The organism is Acinetobacter sp. TUM15064, from assembly GCF_008980265.1.
Lineage (GTDB): Bacteria > Pseudomonadota > Gammaproteobacteria > Pseudomonadales > Moraxellaceae > Acinetobacter.
Window position 1 is genome coordinate 68,709 of the sequence record NZ_BKFU01000008.1, and the last position, 19,623, is coordinate 88,331.

At 42.2% G+C, this 19,623-nt stretch carries 22 protein-coding genes; 4 read left to right on the forward strand and 18 right to left on the reverse strand.

What is annotated here, in order from left to right:
• Positions 1-6 precede the first annotated feature (6 nt).
• From GBI16_RS04330 to GBI16_RS04350, 5 genes are all read right to left on the reverse strand, one after another.
• The gene (locus GBI16_RS04330) at positions 7-411 is read right to left on the reverse strand and encodes a biopolymer transporter ExbD (protein ID WP_086209962.1); all 405 of its coding nucleotides are present in this window, start codon (positions 409-411) and stop codon (positions 7-9) included.
• Positions 411-1,034 (reverse strand): MotA/TolQ/ExbB proton channel family protein, encoded by a 624-nt coding sequence (locus GBI16_RS04335; protein ID WP_086209963.1) that lies wholly within the window; start codon positions 1,032-1,034, stop codon positions 411-413. The genes GBI16_RS04330 and GBI16_RS04335 overlap by 1 nt, the downstream gene beginning before the upstream one ends.
• Before the next feature lie 19 nt (positions 1,035-1,053).
• Entirely contained in the window at positions 1,054-1,821 is a 768-nt protein-coding gene (locus GBI16_RS04340; protein WP_086209964.1) for an energy transducer TonB, read from the reverse strand.
• Positions 1,822-2,035: 214 nt separating this feature from the next.
• Entirely contained in the window at positions 2,036-2,902 is an 867-nt protein-coding gene (gene purU / locus GBI16_RS04345; RefSeq protein WP_086209965.1) for a formyltetrahydrofolate deformylase, read from the reverse strand.
• 71 nt (positions 2,903-2,973) lie between these two features.
• On the reverse strand, positions 2,974-3,675 hold the full coding sequence (locus GBI16_RS04350; protein WP_086209966.1) for a TetR/AcrR family transcriptional regulator: 702 nt from the start codon (positions 3,673-3,675) through the stop codon (positions 2,974-2,976).
• A 116-nt stretch (positions 3,676-3,791) separates the two neighbouring features.
• Here GBI16_RS04350 and GBI16_RS04355 point away from each other — a divergent pair, with 116 nt between their 5' ends.
• The 4 genes from GBI16_RS04355 to GBI16_RS04370 all read left to right on the forward strand — a co-directional run bounded on the left by GBI16_RS04355 (position 3,792) and on the right by GBI16_RS04370 (position 7,669).
• The gene (locus tag GBI16_RS04355; protein ID WP_151706580.1) at positions 3,792-5,240 is read left to right on the forward strand and encodes a coniferyl aldehyde dehydrogenase; all 1,449 of its coding nucleotides are present in this window, start codon (positions 3,792-3,794) and stop codon (positions 5,238-5,240) included.
• 162 nt (positions 5,241-5,402) lie between these two features.
• Complete coding sequence (rpmB, locus tag GBI16_RS04360) at positions 5,403-5,639, forward strand: 50S ribosomal protein L28 (protein ID WP_000048256.1); 237 nt, start codon at positions 5,403-5,405, stop codon at positions 5,637-5,639.
• 12 nt (positions 5,640-5,651) lie between these two features.
• Positions 5,652-5,807 (forward strand): 50S ribosomal protein L33, encoded by a 156-nt coding sequence (rpmG, locus tag GBI16_RS04365; RefSeq protein WP_003654787.1) that lies wholly within the window; start codon positions 5,652-5,654, stop codon positions 5,805-5,807.
• A 146-nt stretch (positions 5,808-5,953) separates the two neighbouring features.
• Positions 5,954-7,669: a cation:proton antiporter gene (locus GBI16_RS04370; RefSeq protein WP_086209968.1), complete on the forward strand. Its 1,716-nt coding sequence runs from the start codon at positions 5,954-5,956 to the stop codon at positions 7,667-7,669.
• A gap of 58 nt (positions 7,670-7,727) precedes the next feature.
• Here GBI16_RS04370 and GBI16_RS04375 read toward each other — a convergent pair whose 3' ends face one another.
• From GBI16_RS04375 to GBI16_RS18630, 13 genes are all read right to left on the reverse strand, one after another.
• Positions 7,728-8,006 carry a hypothetical protein gene (locus tag GBI16_RS04375; RefSeq protein WP_086209969.1) on the reverse strand — a complete coding sequence of 93 codons (279 nt, stop codon included), beginning with the start codon at positions 8,004-8,006 and terminating at the stop codon, positions 7,728-7,730.
• 105 nt (positions 8,007-8,111) lie between these two features.
• On the reverse strand, positions 8,112-8,615 hold the full coding sequence (locus tag GBI16_RS04380; protein WP_086209970.1) for a DUF6586 family protein: 504 nt from the start codon (positions 8,613-8,615) through the stop codon (positions 8,112-8,114).
• 75 nt (positions 8,616-8,690) lie between these two features.
• Complete coding sequence (locus tag GBI16_RS04385; RefSeq protein WP_151706581.1) at positions 8,691-9,053, reverse strand: ASCH domain-containing protein; 363 nt, start codon at positions 9,051-9,053, stop codon at positions 8,691-8,693.
• 42 nt (positions 9,054-9,095) lie between these two features.
• Positions 9,096-9,356, reverse strand: a complete 261-nt coding sequence (locus GBI16_RS04390) for an RNA-binding protein (RefSeq protein ID WP_151706582.1) — start codon at positions 9,354-9,356, stop codon at positions 9,096-9,098.
• A gap of 98 nt (positions 9,357-9,454) precedes the next feature.
• The gene (locus GBI16_RS04395) at positions 9,455-11,443 is read right to left on the reverse strand and encodes an ATP-dependent helicase (protein ID WP_151706583.1); all 1,989 of its coding nucleotides are present in this window, start codon (positions 11,441-11,443) and stop codon (positions 9,455-9,457) included.
• A gap of 154 nt (positions 11,444-11,597) precedes the next feature.
• On the reverse strand, positions 11,598-12,749 hold the full coding sequence (locus GBI16_RS04400) for a glycerate kinase (RefSeq protein WP_151706584.1): 1,152 nt from the start codon (positions 12,747-12,749) through the stop codon (positions 11,598-11,600).
• A 110-nt stretch (positions 12,750-12,859) separates the two neighbouring features.
• Positions 12,860-13,432: an HdeD family acid-resistance protein gene (locus GBI16_RS04405; RefSeq protein WP_086209975.1), complete on the reverse strand. Its 573-nt coding sequence runs from the start codon at positions 13,430-13,432 to the stop codon at positions 12,860-12,862.
• A 118-nt stretch (positions 13,433-13,550) separates the two neighbouring features.
• Positions 13,551-14,309: a hypothetical protein gene (locus GBI16_RS04410; protein ID WP_086209976.1), complete on the reverse strand. Its 759-nt coding sequence runs from the start codon at positions 14,307-14,309 to the stop codon at positions 13,551-13,553.
• 47 nt (positions 14,310-14,356) lie between these two features.
• Complete coding sequence (locus tag GBI16_RS04415; protein WP_086209977.1) at positions 14,357-14,803, reverse strand: NUDIX pyrophosphatase; 447 nt, start codon at positions 14,801-14,803, stop codon at positions 14,357-14,359.
• A gap of 96 nt (positions 14,804-14,899) precedes the next feature.
• A complete protein-coding gene (gene topA / locus GBI16_RS04420) occupies positions 14,900-17,542 on the reverse strand; it encodes a type I DNA topoisomerase (protein WP_086209978.1) in 2,643 nt (880 codons plus the stop codon).
• A 36-nt stretch (positions 17,543-17,578) separates the two neighbouring features.
• A complete protein-coding gene (locus GBI16_RS04425) occupies positions 17,579-18,028 on the reverse strand; it encodes an ammonium transporter (protein ID WP_086209979.1) in 450 nt (149 codons plus the stop codon).
• Between the two features lie 70 nt (positions 18,029-18,098).
• On the reverse strand, positions 18,099-19,088 hold the full coding sequence (locus GBI16_RS04430) for a hypothetical protein (RefSeq protein WP_086209980.1): 990 nt from the start codon (positions 19,086-19,088) through the stop codon (positions 18,099-18,101).
• Positions 19,089-19,152: 64 nt separating this feature from the next.
• A partial coding sequence (locus tag GBI16_RS18630) for a hypothetical protein (RefSeq protein WP_171494527.1) occupies positions 19,153-19,623 on the reverse strand: 471 nt, incomplete at its 5' end.

Sequence of the window (19,623 nt, forward strand, 5' to 3'; positions counted from 1 at the left end):
ACATTTTTAGTTATCGCTAACAAAAGCAATATCTGCCAGTCCAGCCTCACTTGCACGAGACATCACTTGCGCGACCATATCGTAACGAGATTCTTTATCTGCACGAAGTTGAACTGTTGGCTTGGTTTCTAACGCACCCGCTTCATTAAAGCGAGTTTGCAGCTCTTCCAAGCTAATCACTTGATTATCCCAAGCCACTTCACCCTTCGCATTAATACTAACAGTAATCGCTTTAGGCGGCGGGTCGATAATATCCGCTGTCGTTTTTGGTAAAGTTAATGGAATTGATGGGTTGGCAACGGTCGCTGTCACCAAAAAGATGATCATCAATACCAACATAATGTCGATCAGCGGAATGAGGTTCATCTCATTCATGCCAGCATCGTTATCGTCACCCAATTGAAAAGCCATTAAGCTTGACCTCCAACTAAACCTGATTGAGTTGTTTTCGCCTCAGCACTTGCTGGTGCTGAATCTTGCTGCAACATAGTGTCAATCAACAAACCATGAGCTTGATCTTGAAGTTCATGTGCTAAGGTACGGTTCACACGTGCGCAGATGTTGTACGCTAATACAGCAGGAATCGCAACAGCCAAACCTAAGCCCGTCATAATCAGTGCTTCGCCCACAGGTGTTGCCACTTGTGCTAAGCCTGCTTGACCGCTTTTACCGACTGCAACAAGGGCATGGAAAATCCCCCATACGGTCCCGAACAAACCAACGAAAGGCGCAAGTGATGCGATAGTTCCTAAAATAGAAACCCCTTTCTCAGCATTTGCTTTTTCTGCAGAAATCTGACGAAGCAAAGCTTGTTCAGCAACAGCTTTGCGTTGATCAAAGTTTAGTGTAGCAATCTTTGATTTTAACTTAGCTAAAGCCTGTGAAAGTTGAGCATAAGCTTGTTGTTTCAATTGACGTGTACCCATAATACGTAAAACAAAAATGGTCCACGTTGCAATCGACATTGCCAACAAGATGAAATACAGTGTTTTACTGACTGCATCAGCATGTTGCCAATAAACTGAAAAGTTCATACTCGAACTCCTGATAAAGTTAGCGTTTTGTATTCAATTCTAAATCAAATGGTTGTACGGCCCGAATTGGGTAAGCCACACCATTCTCTTTATAAGGTTTAAACTTAGCGCCTTTGACAGCTCTTAAAATCTTTTCATCTAAAGCAGGAACGCCACTTGAACGCGTAATGCGGGCACTTACAATGACCCCTTTCTCATTTGCTTCAATCTGTACGACTACTTGACGGTTTTCACCTTGTAAATCTTGATTACTATAAACTGGTTTTGGAGAGCGGCTCCATTGCACACCTGAACCACCAATCGACACCGACTTAGGTGAAGTATCAGCAGGTTCAGCTTGCGTGACAGGTTTCGCTTGTTCTGGTTGTACGACAGGTTTTTCGACTTTTTTCTCTGAAATGGTCGTGGTAACTGTCGGCTTAATAGGAGTCTCTGTTGGTTTAACAACAGGTTTGACTACTTCCGCCTTTTTAACTTGTTGAACCTTTTCTACCTTTTTCGGTGGAGTCGGTTGTGGTTTTTCCACAATCTTCACTTCCTTCGGCTTAGTCGGTTCCTTTTTAGGTTCTTCCTTCGGCTTAGGCGGTAGCGGTTTTGGTGGTTCTTGAATTTTAACGAAACGAACCTTCATGGGTTCTTTTTCGATGGGTCTGAGTTCAGGAGCTTTCATGTGGCTCACCGCCCACAATACACCCATATGCCCCACCACAACCGCAACCAAAGCAGCAACAACTTTCTTTTTCATGGGGTTAGGTGTTTGCATAGGAGAAGTAACTGTTGAACTCATTAAAATCTGTTACCTAATTTAAGCTTAGCAGAGACATTGTCGGTTTCCACTATCATGCTTATCGGTTAGTACAATAAAGTAGCGCAATGATAAATGAGAAGTGTTTTCATTTGCAACTATTAATTTATCACTTTTTATGGTTTTTTCGAATAAAACAAAAGCAAAAAAGGCATACTTAATGTATGCCTTTCCTCATCATGTCCGCAATCTATTTTTATTGGAAAACGACTGTTTTGTTACCATCCACAATAATACGGTCTTCTAAGTGCCATTTCACTGCACGTGCCAAGACATTACGCTCAACATCCTGACCTAATTCACGTAATTGATCTACCGTAAAGTCATGATTTACACGTTCTACGTCTTGTTCGATAATTGGGCCTTGATCCAAATCCGCAGTAACATAGTGCGCAGTTGCACCAATCAGTTTGACACCTTTTTCATGTGCTTGCTTATATGGATTTGCCCCCACAAAAGCAGGAAGGAAGGAATGGTGAATATTGATTACTTTCATTTCCCACTTTGCCACAAACTCTTCATCTAGAATTTGCATATAACGCGCAAGTACCAATAAATCGTTACCCTGCATTAATTGATCTATTTCTGCATAAGCTTCGCGTTTATTGTCTTTGGTCACAGGCACCACTTCAAATGGAATACCAAAGTTTTCAACGGCTTCACGTAAAGTCTCGTGGTTAGAAACCACTTTGGTAATTTCACAAGGTAAACCACCGCGTGAATGTCGCCATAAGAGCTCCAATAAGGCATGGTCGACTTTAGAGACCAAAATCCCAACTTTCTTGACATCACTCACTAGCGCCAAACGCCATTGCATTTCATAACGCTCTGCAACATTTGCAGCAAAGGTTTGGGTGATACTTTCTTTACGCGACTGCAAATTGTCTAGTTCAAACTCAACACGCATGAAGTAACGTCCGCCCTGAGCTTCGGTCGCGTATTGATCAAGCGCAGTAATATTCGCGCCTTGATGATACAAAAAGCTCGATACAGCTTGCACGATCCCTGGCTTATCTTCACAAGTAATCAGTAACCGTGCTGTGTTAGCAGTTGTCATATTCATGTCAGTTTAAATCAGTAAAATGAAAATCAAGCCGAGTATTCTAGCGCTTTTTACTCGGCTGTCAAAACACCTTATGGCTTATCATCTGATTTAAATGCGGCCAAACTCGAAAACAGCTCCGAAGGTCCCATGGTATCTAATAAACGCTCATAGGTTTCACGACTCTCACCACGTAAATATGCCCCTTCTAAGAACACCATTTGACGTAGCGCTTGCCAGACCCACTTTTCTTCTAAATGGTTTGAGTCAGTAATATGCCCTGACATATAAAGGAAGTTAGTCCAGTTGGTCAGTACAATCCATAAATTGATAATTAAGGCTTCAATTTCAGAGGCCGTCATTTGCATGAGACCTGCATCCACAAAGGCTTGATAAATCTTTTGCCCTTGCTGCATTACTTGCCCTGCAAAACGCGGGTACATCTTACGAAAATCTTCATTATTTTCAACCAAATGATAGACATCACGATGTAAAAAGCGATATGCCCACAATTGGCTACTTAATACCTGAAAATAACGAATTTTATCATTCGCATCCAATGCTCGGTCATCAGGAAGTGCAAGCATTTGCAAGGTCTCACCCTGATATTGCTCCATTAACTCTTTGATAATTTCACTTTTATTACGAAAGTGATAATACAAATTGCCTGGACTCATATTCAATTCAGCAGCAATATGGTTAGTCGTAACAGAACGTTCTCCACGCTCGTTAAAAAGCTGCAAGCTGAGCTGCAAAATACGTTCTTTGGTTTTCAACGTTTTAGTTTGGGACATCCTAAAATAACCATTCATTCAGTGCATTAGAAGACTAACACATAAAGTAACTTGACTAATTAGAGTAATTGCTCTAAAAATTAAACATAAATTGAAATGTGAAATGGTAGTGCGGTATGAACAGTCAAACAAAAACAACTTCATTGACACCACATTCTTATGATATTCAGCATCTGCATGATGTGCTTGAACAGCAAAAGTACGCTTATTTACGCTACCCACTGCCAACTGCAAAAGAGCGTATTGACCGTCTAGCACGACTTAAGCGTATCTTAGTTAAGTATCAAGATCAATTTGCAGAGGCAATTAATCAAGACTACGGCAACCGTTCAACCAGCGAGACTAAAATTGGCGAATTACTGACGTGCCTTGAGCATATTAAATATTATAGCAAGCATTTGAGCTCATGGATGAAACCATCGAAACGTCATGTTTCAATCATTCACCAACCAGCAAAAGCGTGGGTGCAGTATCAACCTTTAGGGGTGATCGGCATTATTACCCCATGGAACTATCCTCTATTACTCTCGATTGGACCCCTGATTTGTGCTTTGGCTGCAGGCAACCATGCCATGATCAAAATTTCTAGCTCATCGGCTAATTTTGGTCGTATTCTTGAAAAAGCGCTCTCTGAAGCCTTTCCTCAAGAGTTAGTTTCAGTGACCAATGGCGGGGGCGCAGTCTCCGATGCATTTTGTCGTTTAGCTTTTGACAAACTGATTTTCACAGGTTCAACCAATGTCGGTAAAACGGTCATGGCTGCTGCGGCTGAAAATCTGGTACCGCTGATCTTAGAGCTTGGCGGTAAGTCACCCGTATTAGTGCATCCTTCTATTCATTTAAAAGATGTTGCGCAACGTATTGCTGCAGGCAAACTCTGGAATGCAGGTCAAACTTGCGTGGCACCTGACTATATGTTCTTGCCTAAAGGTAAAACAGCAGAGTTCATTGATTACTTCCAAGCATGCGTAGAAGAAATGTACCCAGACATTCTGCATAATCCTGACTATACCTCGATTATTAATGCACGGCAGTACAATCGCTTACAAGGCTATCTTGAAAATGCCCGTGTACAAGGTGCACAAGTGATTGAAATCAATCCAGCCAATGAAATATTCACAGAGACACGTAAAGTCCCCCCTACCTTGCTAACAGGGGTCACGCCTGAAATGCGCATTATGCAAGAAGAGATCTTTGGCCCGCTGCTTCCCATCATGGAATATGATCAAATAGACGATGTTATCGAGTTTATTAATAGCCGTCCGCGTCCACTTGCTTTATACTACTTCGACTTTGATCAGGCGCGTGCAGATTATGTTGCACAGCGTACTCATTCAGGGCATTTCGGACAAAACACGGTTTTAACCCATGTCGCACAGGACGATTTACCATTTGGTGGTGTCGGTGCATCAGGTATGGGGAAATATCATGGTCCAGAAGGTTTCTTCAGTTTGTCGCATGAACGGTCAGTGATGTCGAATCCCAAGTTATATAGCTTGAAGTTCATTCTTCCGCCGTTTAACAAGCCAATTCACAAGTTGATTTCAAAGACCCTTCTTCGTTAAATGATCAAGGCATGATCTATCACACTCGATCATGCCTAGTTTTAATGAAAATCGCTTGTCTTTTAAGCGCATTTTTGGTATAAAACGCCCCTTGAATGATTTCATCCGTTTACTTTTAATGACTAGCCGCACAATCGGTGCTGTCTAGCAATGGAGTTCACCATGTCTAAGGTTTGCCAAGTTACCGGCAAGCGTCCAGTCGTTGGCAACAACGTCTCGCACGCCAATAACAAAACCAAACGCCGGTTCGAGCCGAACCTGCATCACCACCGTTTCTGGTTAGAAAGCGAAAAACGTTTTGTACGTCTTCGCCTAACTACAAAAGGTATGCGTATTATCGACAAATTGGGTATCGAAAAGGTTGTTGCTGACCTACGTGCTCAAGGTCAAAAGATCTAAGGAGTCTGAACCATGCGTGATAAAATTCGCCTAGTTTCTACTGCTGGTACAGGTTATTTCTATACCACAACTAAGAACAAACGTACTATGCCGGAAAAAATGGAAATCAAAAAATTTGATCCAAAAATCCGTCAACACGTAATCTTCAAAGAAGCTAAAATTAAATAATTTTAGTTTTTTGGAAAAAACGACCTGTATCAGGTCGTTTTTTTTTGCTTTTTTTTCATTCGACTTGTTAAACTTTTAATCTCTTTTGGCACCGTTTGTGCTTTGCTTATTTTTCACCCTTAACTTTTTTGCTTAAGGAGTTTTTAGTGCCTCATGACGTAGATCTCATTATATTACTTGCTGTTGGCTTTGGGCTTGCGCTCATTTTCGGCTATCTTGCCGTACGCTTACGCCTCCCTCCACTCATTGGCTATCTGATTGCCGGTATTATCATCAGCCCCAACACCCCTGGTATTGTCGCAGACATGCATCTAGCGAACCAGTTGGCTGAACTTGGAGTTATGTTCCTCATGTTCGGTGTGGGCATGCACTTCTCTCTGAATGATCTATTACAAGTTCGACGCATTGCCTTACCTGGTGCAATTTTACAAATTGCTGTGGCAACTCTACTTGGTATAGGTGTCAGCATGCTCTGGGGGTGGAGCTTTGGTTCTGCACTGGTTTTTGGTCTCAGTTTATCCTGCGCAAGCACAGTGGTATTACTCAAAGCCCTAGGAGATCGCGGTCTACTCAATTCAGTTAACGGTAAAATCGCTGTTGGCTGGCTTTTGGTTGAAGATCTAGTCATGGTCTTGGTACTGGTTTTATTACCTGCAACAGCGGTCTTACTCGGTGGTGAAGCTTTTGCAGGCAGTGAAAATACCAACATTTGGCTTACCCTCGGCACCACCCTACTTAAAGTGGCTGGCTTTATCGCTTTTATGCTGATCATCGGGAAACGTCTGGTTCCAATGATCATGCAGTTCGTCGCTCGCCTTGGTTCACGTGAGCTCTTTACCTTAACCGTAGTGGCTGCCGCGGTATCCATTGCTTTCGGTGCTTATAAAATTTTTGGTGTTTCCATGGCGCTGGGTGCTTTCTTTGCAGGGATGGTCGTCAAAGAATCTGACTTTAGCCATCGTGCAGAAGAGGAAACTCTCCCTCTACGTGAAATTTTTGCCATTTTGTTCTTTGTTGCAGTGGGCATGTTATTTGACCCACGCATCTTAGTAGAACAACCTGTGCATGTGCTTGCTGTCGTTGCCATTATCATGATTGGCAAAACCATTGCAGCTATGGCACTGGTGCTCTTCTTCCGCTATCCCATCAATACAGCTCTCACTGTAGGGGCTTCACTGGCACAGATCGGAGAATTTTCCTTCATCTTGGCAACGCTTGGGGTTTCACTCAAACTTCTGTCTTTAGAAGGACAAAACCTGATATTGGCAGGCGCTTTGATCTCCATCACTTTAAACAGTTTTGTGTTCTCTGCCATTGAGCCTGTACAACGTTGGATTCGTGAACGCTCTCATTTAGCCCGCTTACTGGAACGTAGTGGGGATCCACTAGCAATGTTGCCTGATGAAGTCTCACAGGACTACTTACGTGACCAAGTGGTGATTGTTGGGCATGGTGAAGTGGGACGTCGTATTACCAAACAGTTAATGGCCGAAGACATTAAAGTGGTGATTGCGGAAGAAAACCGTGAAATTGTAGAGAACCTCCGTGAGAAAGGCATTGCGGCTGTTTCTGGTATAGCAACCGATCCTGGAGTACTGATTCAAGCCCATATTCAACATGCGCGCCTGTTGGTACTTTCTCCAATGGATATTTTAGATATTCATAAGATCGTAGATATTGCCAAAACTCTCAATCCTGAGATTCAGGTCTTGGTGTGTGCAGAAAGTAAAGAAGAAGCCGAAGTAATTCGTCGTGACAACATTGGTGAAGTGTATTTTGCCAAAGAAGAAATGGCAAAAAATATGAGCAATCATATTTTAAATCAAATTCAGATTGCGCATCATCAGGCACCCACCCACTAAAGAACAAACACGAGATACAAAAAAAACGCACTGTTCAGTGCGTTTTTTCTTATTCAGTTTAGCTCAAGAACTGTGGTTTTTCGTCTACAACTTCAGCTTGCCACTCACCCACTTGCTTTTCAAGTAAGGCGTATAAAGCCGCTTGCACCATATGCTGTGCAACCACAGTTGCTTGATCACCCAATAGGGCTTTAACTTCATCATTAAATTGTATCGTGACTAAAGGCGCACTTTCAGAACCTGCGTTACGTAGTGCCAATTCGCCACCTTCAAGTTGAACCAATTCCAAAATGGCCTCTTGATTTCCAAATAATTCTTTCAACTGTTCTATAGACATATTTCCTCCATGTTCAACATGGTGGCAAAGGCAGTTGCACTTTGCTTCGCTTAGACTTATTGATATAAGGACAAATTTTCAAACTTCAAGCGCTGGTCATCGCTTTTAGAACTCGACCATCTCATTCCGGAAGCCATCAATCAAAGCCGTCAAGTCGCGGTGCCACTCTCTTAGAATTTTGGTATCAGGTAACCATGCTTGCGGTGTTTGCGTCACTTTAATGATCAAGTTCGATGATGTTTCAGACTCTGGTTCAGGACTCGTTGGTTCTGGCGCATACTGGCATAAACGATAAGCACGCTTTAACTCTGCGATAAACCCTTCTTTTGATAACTGCTGCAACACCGTTACCTCAGGTGAAACTTGTCCTTTAACTGCCATTTGTTCCTCAATAGATTTCAAGGTCGGGTTAAAGTCATTTAAGCGGTAGTATCTTACCAATTCCTGTAAAAAGGCCAGTACAGCACCGTGTAAATGAAAGACGGCTGCTTCACGGTGCGCCTGCGCTTGCTGCACATGATCGTTCTGCTCAGCTTGTTGACAGGCAAGGCGAGCAAAATAGAGTTTTTGATTGGTACGATCTGCATGATAGCGGGCAACACGGGTCATGAATGGTGTTCCTAATGTTTGGCGTTTTTTACAAAGCCAAGATTAAACTTTATGCACAGCAGTGCATAATGAAAATTATGCATGATCTATTTCAATAAAATAAATCTTTCTTTTGGCCATAGCGGGAGTCTGGACAAGCATTGGACGTACATTACTTAATACCCAAGCCCAATATCCTTCGTCCCAATATGATGCCTTAGCCACTTCAAGCTCATCCTCTTTCCACGGATGAATCGCCTCAACATCGACCATAGCCACAGCATATCCTAACTCTTCATCACCCTCTTGTGTCAAATAATGCTGATTTTCAACAATCAATAAATCTTTCAACGGCAAATGTGTAGGGCGCCAAGAACGTATTTCTAAAGTCTTTTTTCCTTGTACAATGTATTGCCCCATCGGAGCAACAATAGATAATGCTGGGTAGATTTTTTTCATGCTTGACTCAATAAAAAAGGAGCATCAATTGCTCCTTCATACTTATGCTTCTGGCTTCTCAGGCTTATCTTCCGCCTGTTTCACACGAATACCGCTACCATGCAAACGCAATGTGTTTAAGCCTTTAATAGCTTTAATCGCCTCACGTGCATGTGGCATGTCCACAAAAGCGAAACCTTTCGATTTACCTGTAGCCACATCCAACACTAAAGTACATGATGCAACTGTGCCGTATTGTTTAAACAACTCAAGTAATTCTGCTTCTGTTACTGTACGTTCTAAACTACGAACTAAAATTTTCATTCAACAACCTTCAAAAATAGGCAAAATCATCAAAAAGCAATCGCCTACGCTACTTTCTGAACATTGCACAACAAATACCACAATGTAATCAGTTTAGTTTAATCGAGATTAATCCCAAAATCTAAATTAATCGACTGTCGTTCAATCAGTGCACTTTTAACGGTTTGCTGACGGGGCTTATGATGGGTTTCCATCGTACATAAATTCCGAGTCAAATCGTTCAAAAAATAACTTTCGACTTTCCGCCCTTGCTCATCAATCATATCTCGCGCCCACAGACTTAAATTTTGCTTGGTCAAAATCAGCTCATTCTGGGCACGGGTCAGTGCCACATACAAGACCCGACGCTCTTCTTCAACATCATTAAAATCACCTTGGGCACGAGCATGCGGATATTGCCCTGGCGTGACATTAACGACATAACATACTTTTTGCTCTGTACCTTTGGCCGAGTGAATGGTAATTAATGTGACGACATCCGTATCCGACTGTCGTTCGATTTCAGAAATAGACACTGGATCAAGTACATATTCCTCAAGAAATTCACTCAACTGGGTATGTTTAGATGCCAATTGCTTCACTAACTCAAAGTCACCTTGGCGACGGTTCCAGTCTTTTTTATAATTTTCTGCCAATTGCGCTTCAATCGCCTGAATACCCAAACTGACGCAAGCCTGCACTTCCTGTTTTAGTACCGTCATTTGCTTCATGATCAACACGGTTTCAGCTGGAATTCGCCCAAATTTCTCTAATTTATCAAAGATCAAATCAAACTCAGGCTCCAGTAAAAGTTGCTGAGCGAGACGACTTGCCCCCACATCCCCCACCCCATTCCACAGGGTGAGAAAACGCATCCACGCAATATCATCTAGAGGATTGGCAATCACACGTAGCAGGCTCAGTAAATCTTTCACATGCGCGGTTTCAAGCAGTTTCATGCCCCCAATAAAACGATAGGGAACATTGGCCGCAATACACGCTGCCTCAATATGCCGTGCTGCAAAGCTGGAACGCACCAAGACCATGTGATCCGACCAGCGCTGTCCTTGTAAATAATGGCGCTCTTTAATGTCGATCGCAATCCATTTTGCTTCATCAAATTCATTTGGGAAAATGTGCATGCGAGGCTTTACACCCTCACCCCGATGAGCATCTAGGCGTTTATTATATTGAATCTCCGATTGATCGAGCAGCCAATTAGAAAGGTCTAAAATTTCTTGAGTGGAACGATAGTTTTGCTCCAATTTAAACACCTGAGCATTCGGTACCCGCTCTTTAAAATGGTGAATATTTTCAAAATCTGCCCCACGGAAACCATAGATTGACTGCGCATCATCCCCCACACAAAACAGGCTCACTTTGTCTTTAAGCGGTTCAAGCAAGGCCCACTGCAAAGGATTGGTATCCTGCATTTCATCGACCAACATGTGTTTGCAGAGCGATGCTACATAGTCGGCTAAACCGTCTGACTGATCGAGTGCTGAGGCCACGATTGCAAGAATATCGTCATAATCTAAAAAACTACGGGCACGTTTTCGTGTCTCATACTCTTTCATGATTTCCGCAATTTGATCTTTAAAAGCCAAATGCTCAGGATGCTGTTTTTCCAAGGCATCACTCAACTTTTGACGCGTATTTCGTGCAAAAGAATACAGATCACACAGTTCTTGCGGTTTAGGCAACTGATTGGGATTTTTCTTATCATCTTTCCCACGAATCAGACGGAACATCATCAGCTGATCATCACGATCAATAATTGAAAACTGTTCTAAACCAAAGGCTTTTGGTACGCGGCGCAACAAATACATACAAAAAGTATGAAAAGTAGATGCGCGCAGACCTTTTGCCTGCTCACCTAAAGCCAACTCCACTCGCGCCACAATCTCGCTGGCTGAACGACGGGTAAAGGTTAAAATCTGGATTTGGTTGGCTGGAATCCCTTGATCAATCAGGTACGCCGCTCGCGCCACAATAGTTTTGGTCTTGCCACAGCCAGCCCCTGCAAGCACCAGACTGTGTTGTGACTCAGTCGTGGCAGCTTGTTTTTGTTGCGGGTTTAATTCATCAATTAGGCTGGCTAAACTCATAATCACTCATCAATTCGTGGATGCTACTAGTTTAACAAATCTATGACGTCAATATGAGCCTACAACAACGATTATCCATTTCTGTCTGGAATACATCTTCAAATTTAGGCCAAGGCCTTATGCTCGAATCAATTACCGACTCAAATATTTTAAATCAAGCTTGCTCAACATGATTTAAAAGCAAAAGTCGAGTGATGTCCTCACAGCTGTTTTGCAAATGCTGTTCTGCATTTTTCAATGCTGTGGCTAAATCACAGTCGGATTCATTGATCGAAACAATTTGACTAAACCCTTCATCAAATAATGACTCAATATCCTCTCCAACACGTCCAGCAAAGGCAATCACTGGTTTATTCAACTGTTTGGCTAACTGAGCCACTGCCCACGGCGTTTTGCCAAACTTGGTTTGGAAGTCGATACTGCCCTCACCAGTGAAGACATAATCAGCTTGCTTTATTTTCTCAGCCAGTTGGGTTTGCTCAATCACCCACGTCGCACCTGACTGAAGCTTAGCACCTGTGAATGCCATTAAGCCAAAGCCTAGTCCACCTGCGGCCCCTGCCCCTGCAACATTACGTATCTGCATATTCAGCTGTGTTTCCACCACATCTGCAAAGTGGCTCAAGTTTTGATCTAACTGCTCAACCATCACTGCACTCGCCCCTTTTTGCGGGCCAAACACATATGACGCACCCTGTGCTCCACACAGCGGATTAGTGACATCGGAGGCAATCAAGACTTGAACCTTTTGCAAGCGAGGGTCTAAAGCCTGCATATCCATCCGTTCAATCTCTTGTAAATGACCACCACCAACGGCCAGTTCAGCCCCTTGTACATCTAAAAACCTGATTCCAAGCGCTTGAGCCATGCCACTGCCTGCATCATTGGTGACACTGCCTCCGAGTGCCAAAATAATTTTTGACACACCTGCGTCCAAGGCGTGCCGAATCATTTGCCCCGTTCCCAAAGTTGTGGTTAGGAGTGGATTCCGCTGCGCAGATTCAAGCAGATGAATCCCATTGGCTTTAGCCATTTCAATAACAGCCGTTTGCCCACCATCAAATAAACCCCAATACGTTTTAATTCGTTGTGATGGCAATGGCCCTGTTACCTCACATTCGACTTTTTGACCCGCTAATGATGTGAGTAAGGCATCAACCGTACCTTCACCACCATCTGCCATGGGTACATGTATACATACCGCATCAGGGATTATTTTTTGAATCCCACGTTGCATAGCTGTACAGGCCTGCTCCGCAGTCATGCTTTCTTTAAATGAATCGGGCGCAAGAACAAAAGTTTTCATCGTGTGAAATATTCCATAAATTATATTTGCCAGCTCTCAAACTTAAATAAAAAGAGTGTTGAAATATAAAAAGAGTGCTAAAGCACTCTTTTTTTGTTCAGATTGATCATTTAGGCATCTGCTGAACTTTTCGGGACTTCTCTTTTGATATAAGAAGCTAAAGAAAGATAGTTAATCCCTTGGAATAAAATATCGAATGCTAAAAATAATCCCAACACCCAAAATGGAGCATCTGGGGTAGTTAAAATCATAATCCCAGCGATTAGGGTTAAAATACCTGAAAAAAGTGTCCACCCCCAACCTTGGAATGTACGAAATAGTATCGCATTAAAAATACGAATCACGCCTGCAATGACCAGGAATACGGCCAAAATACTGGTCAATACAACGGCTGTTTTGACTGGTGTTGTGAAAGCATAATAACCCGCAACCCAGTACAACACACCAAACAGCGCCCATAACCAGCGAAAACCGCCCTCAAAAATCTTAAAAGCCGCAATCAAATGCAGAACACCGCCTAACATCATCAATACACCAAAGATAAAGACTGCAGATAAAGTCGCGAGAGGTAGCGATGCAAAAAGGATTAAACCAAACAAGACCAATAAAATCCCTAAGCCCAGATACCACTTACGGTTTTCATGCAGTTGATGGCGAACTAAATCATTACCTACTGTTTTCATATTCTTCTCAAGTCTGATTTCGTTCATTTAGTTTTAACATGTTTTTCAACAGACTTGTAGGCATGAATTTATCCACATAAGCACACTGGATTGTGGATAAATTCGACATTATCCACAGTTACTTTTTCCAGCCAATTTCTATCGCGGTGATCTCATTCACCAAGGTATCATCAATCGTTTCTGGCATTTTACTTTGTGTTTGCGAAGTTGGTATGTGTCCAGCCATAAGCTCAGCTTTGGCTTGTGGGAACAAGGGCTGCTGATTTGGATATGCATAACCTACGGGATACATCGGTTGCCCAGTAGCTAAGTCATATTTATCACTGGCACCAAAGGCATGTAAAAGCTCATGTGCAAGCACCACTTTGTTTTGCTCTGTTTGCTTGGTCGATGCAAATAAATTCACTGAACCAATACGCCCTTTTTGCAAAGCTGTTGAGTGTTTCAGTTCTTTGGTCAGTGCAGGGTCATAATAGTTCAAATACAAAGTAACAGCTGGTGCGCCATCTGAACCTTGATGATTTTTCCACGCATAATAACGGAACTTTAAACTCCACATTACAGTATCCAACAAGCTCGCCTGCTCGGGTACTTTAGGTGGTAACTGCTTGAGCTCGCGTCCAAGTTGGAAATAAATTGAAATCGGCTGGCCACGATATTGTGCTGACATCTGCTCTAAATAGCCTTGTACCCCTTGTAAGTTTCCAAGGTTCAGTTGCTGAATATATTGCTGAGTTGTAGCCTGTCCATCTGCATTAACTGGATGGAGTAATACAATAATGGGCTTGCTCCAATCTTGATTCTGATCCCGATAAGCATTCACAGCAACCACCAATAGAATCAGCAGTAAGATTAAAATACGAAGTTTTTTCCACATCTTTGATCCCCAATTTTTAATAATTTTTTATCACAATGATCAGCACATTACGTAATTTCTAAATGTATTACAGGTTGTTGTAATACAAAGTTTTCCCAAATAAAGTCGTATAATTTTCTTTGATTTGAAAATACAGCCAAAGTTCTAGCTTCAGATAAGCTGCACCATCGATATTCAGTATGCTCATGATTCAATAGAACAGGTTGGTTTTCAGCACAAAAACCAACAAATGCGGGAATCATTTCAATCACATTCAAGCTTGGCTCATAAAACTGCTCGATGTAATCTGCACTAAATAAACGTTGAGGCTGAATGGCGGTTTCTTCTTTGATTTCGCGAAGTATCGCTTGGCTGGCGGTCTCATTTTCTTCAACCTTTCCCGCGACATGACACCAATAATCACCTTTAACACGCTTCATCAATAACAGTTTAATTTCACCCTCAATTTTTGACAATAAAACAGCGGATACAACAATAGAGCGAATAGGAATCATACATTAACCAGAATTTTTTTTATTTATCGCTATGCATCATATAAAAAATGCCCACCAAAGTGAGCATTTTATTGAATATTTCTAAGCAATTAAAACTTAGGCTTCAACCCATTTTCCATCATTGAACACCAATGACCACTTGGTTTGCTTACCTTCAGGCGTTTCAGAGCCAATATATTGCGCTTGATTCTTACGACTAAACTTCACAAGTGTTGGATTGCCTTCTGGATCAACATCAGGTGCTTGCAAAATAAACTGATACTTTGGATCAAGCTGATCAGCCACCGTACGCAATTCAGCAACCTTCGGAGCACGTGTTTCACGTACTTTCGGGAACTTACTTGCAGCTAAGAACAGACCCGCCGCACCATCACGCAGGACAAAAAAGTCATCATGCTTGGTTGAACGTAGATGTTCCATTTTAATCGGGTCGACACGCGGAGGTGCAGGTTGACCACTTTTCAGTACTTTACGCGTGTTGTCACAGCTGTTACAAGCAAAGTAAGGGCCAAAACGCCCTGTCTTTAACTGCATTTCGCCATCACACTTATCACATGGAATGGTTGGGCCATCATAGCCTTTGATTTTGAACTCACCTTCTTCAAGCTCAAAACCAGCACAATCAGGGTTATTACCACAGATATGTAATTTACGACCACCATCAATCACATAGCTGTCCATTGCGGTTTCACAAATCGGACAACGCTTTTTCGACATCAAGTCTGCTGTTTCTGCTGCATCATCGTCCGAGAGTGCTGCAAGTGATTCAACTGGTGTTAAGTTCAACGTGCCTTTACAACGCTCTTTCGGTGGCAAGTTATAACCTGAACACCCTAAGAACACACCTGTAGTTCCTGTACGAATCTGCATAGGACGGTCACATTCTTTACAGTGAACGGCTTCGACTTCAACAGGTTGGTTACGGCGCATACCGCCCTCACCTTGAGCATTGGTCAGTCGGTTTTTGAAATCACCATAAAAACTGTCAAGCAACTCTTTCCAATTACGCTCACCATCTGCCACTTTATCCAACTGACCTTCTAGATCCGCGGTAAAGTCATAATTCATGAGGTTATTGAAACTTTCATCCAAACGATCTGTAACAATCTCACCCATTTTTTCTGCATATAGACGGCGGTTTTCTAGTTTGACATAACCACGATCTTGAATGGTTGAGATAATCGCCGCATACGTTGATGGACGGCCAATCCCTTTCTTCTCAAGCTCTTTCACCAGTGACGCTTCGGTAAAGCGTGCAGGCGGCTTGGTAAAGTGTTGCGATGGATCGAGTTTTTCAAGTTTGAGGATTTCACCCACTTTGACCGCTGGCAATAACACATCGTCATCTGACTTGTTTTGACCGCGGACTTTGGTGAAACCATCAAATACCAGTGTGCGACCTTTAGCTTTGAGCTCAACACCGTTTGCATCGACTAAAATAGTTGATGACAGGTATTCTGCTGGGGTCATTTGACACGCGACGAATTGACGCCAGATCAGGTCATACAACCGCTGAGCATCACGCTCCACACCCACTAAACTGTCACCTTTTAAAGCCACATTTGATGGACGAATCGCTTCATGGGCTTCTTGTGCACCCGCTTTGTTACCATAGCGGTTCGGCTTAGCAGGCAGATACTTTGCCCCAAACTCTGTCTCAATATGATGACGCACCATATTCACCGCATCGTCGCTCAAAAAGGTCGAGTCGGTACGCATGTAGGTAATAAAACCCGCCTCATACAAACGCTGCGCCAACATCATGGTTTTCTTCACTGAGAAACCCAGACGTGTACTCGCGGCTTGTTGTAAAGTCGAGGTGATATACGGCGCACTCGGATTCACCTTGGTCGGTTTATCCTCACGTGCTGACACTTTGTAATCTGCGTCTTGAATGAGCTTCAGTAAAGCATCGGTATCGGCTTTATTGCGTAATTTTAGGGTTTTACCCGCTTGCTTGACCGCCTCTAAACGAATGTCATCCGTCTGTGATTTGGTATCTGCAAAAACTTGCCAATATTCTTCTGGGACGAACGCACGAATTTCACGTTCACGTTCAACCACCAGTTTCACGGCAACAGACTGAACACGACCAGCAGACAAACCGCGGGCAATTTTTTCCCAAAGTAAAGGGGAAATCATAAAGCCAACAACGCGGTCTAAGAAACGACGGGCCTGTTGCGCATTGACTTTATCAATATCAAGACGTGCTGGATGTTTAAAAGCTTCTTGAATGGCGTTTTTGGTAATTTCATTAAAAACGACACGTTGATAACGAGAGTCCGCACCACCAATGACCTCTTTAAGATGCCATGCAATGGCCTCTCCCTCACGGTCCAAGTCCGTTGCGAGATAAACCTCGTCAACCTGCGAAGCAAGCTTTTTCAGTTCAGCAACCACATGCTCTTTGCCTGGAAGCACTTCATAATGAGCTTTCCAGTCATGTTCAGGGTCAACCCCCATACGATTGACCAAGGCATTCTGTGCTTTTTCAGCTTTCTGAGCATCGGTCAGTTTGGTTCGTGTCGCTGGCTTTTTTTCTGCAGTCTTACTTGAGCCACCCGTCGGTAAATCACGAACGTGACCAACGGAAGACTTCACAATGTAATTCGAGCCTAAATATTTATTGATTGTTTTCGCTTTTGCAGGCGACTCCACAATTACTAAAGCACGTTTTTTCCCAGCCTCAGGAGAATCTGCTGTAGTACTTTTGGATGTGGAGCGAGGAGCTTTCGCCATATTAACCGTTAATCCTGTTTCAATGGGTCTGTAAAATTAAAGTTCAGCCAAAGACTGTAAATATGCTTTCATGGCATCTAACTGGGTTGCTCTTAAGTCAGAATGTTCATCCCAATAGATTCCCACGCAGTTTGCTTGCATATCAATAGCATAAATACCCTTTAATTCAATGGGTAAATGTTTAAACTTGTCATCACCTGTAATGAGCTCAAGCTGCTGATCAACAACACGAGCACGCATTAAAGGTAGGCGTGCATCTGGAATCAGGACACTGTAGTACGCCACCATACTGGCACGGTTCTCCGATGCCATCGGTATTTTCGTCCATTCAGGTGCCGCAACTAAACGTGGGTGCAAGCCCATCTTGCGGGCTTTTTCTCGCATCTCCCCCAAAGCTTTTTCTCTTGGACTCACACGAAGTCCAAAAATCGAGCCGAGAACGAACAAGATAATAAATCCAGCAACCCAAATTCCAATATTTTCCATAGCACAACCTTTTTATTCCTTTATTAGAGTTGCATAAGCACAATATAAAACGCAAGTTTGAACGATAAAATTAATTTAAGAACATTTCATGACTATATAAAACTTCATGTCCATTCCAATAAATATAGCCTTTATCAAGCAACTCTTTCAGTAACATACGTACATCTGACTTCGGAAACATTTGCTCAAGCAAATCACGGAGTGCATAAATATCTTTAGGTTTATTGGTTTTGAGCTCACGCAATTTGCGTGCGACCTCAAGCTGTACGGGGTCAATTTGAGCAAAATTTTTAAACAACGCTTGTTGTGCTGACAAAGTTTCCACAACAGGTTCAACAGTATCGCTCTCATCATCTTTTTTTAATTGCTGCAATACCTGTTGTAACGTTTTCGGTTCAGTAGCCGAGTCTTGTTTTTCGATATTCAATGCCAACCATTGTTTCAATACTTTTTTACGGAAACTGATTTGCTCATCATAACGCTTCACAATTTTTAGGTTGATCAGCATACCGACCACTCGTTGGGTCTTTTCAGGTACGAGTTGCAAAATATTACTGATTGAGTTTTTTAAACCATCCAGTGTGGTTGGTTTACCTGACATTTTGCCCAAAGCATCACAATATTTTTTGACCATTTTCAAGTAGGGCTGGTTTTGAATAGTCTCTAAACTTGGAATCAGTCCTTTTACCGTTTGCAAGTCTGTCTGAATTTGGATCAAATGACAACTGATCTGAGAAGAATGCATCAATGCCAACAATAGCTCGGCTGTACTGACAGCAGAAATAAGTTCAACATGCGTCTCAGGTTCAAGTAAAGCCATTAACTGCCCCACAACAACCGCATATTCATATTCTTTTTGTTCGGCTTTTGGCGTTTCTAATACCACCACTTGACCGCTACTGATCCAACTTGCCAATTCAGTTAAATCGGACAATGCATATTCAAATTGACCTTGGCAATTAAACAAATACACAGTTGGATAGTGCTCCATTATTTCGCGCAAAAGCTTTGCCGTAGGAACATTATTTTCAAGATCAAGAAGTACAACTTTTGAAGTCATAGGGCCATTTTTATGGGATACACCAGAAAGCACGTATTAGAGTCGGAACTGCATCAAAGGTCAATTATTTTGGCTCAATTTTTATAACAATGTTATTGCTGTAAATTACAGCCTTATTAAAATTGTCTGTTTCTTTAGAGATAACTAGATAACCTTCTCTTGTTTTAAAAAGTAAAATACTTGGAACAGGCTTGATCTTTTCATCTCCCATTTTTAGATAAACCCAATGTCTAGCATCTGCTTTTTTGAGATTTTCAATATATTTTTCAGCAGTTGTGCCAAATAAAACAATCCACTTTAACCAAACAATTAGCAAACCCAAAGCGACCACTATCCAAAAACTACCCTTTTCATAATGTTTATACCCTTCTTCTATTTGGTATGTATTTTTAATCTGATTTTGCTCCGTTTTCGAGTGTCGATCCAAAGATTTGAAAAGTTTAGTAACTATATCTAAAAACCAAATACATGATTTATAAAGCCAATCATTTAACATCCAATTTACAACAACTAAAATTGCTACAATTGGCATTAA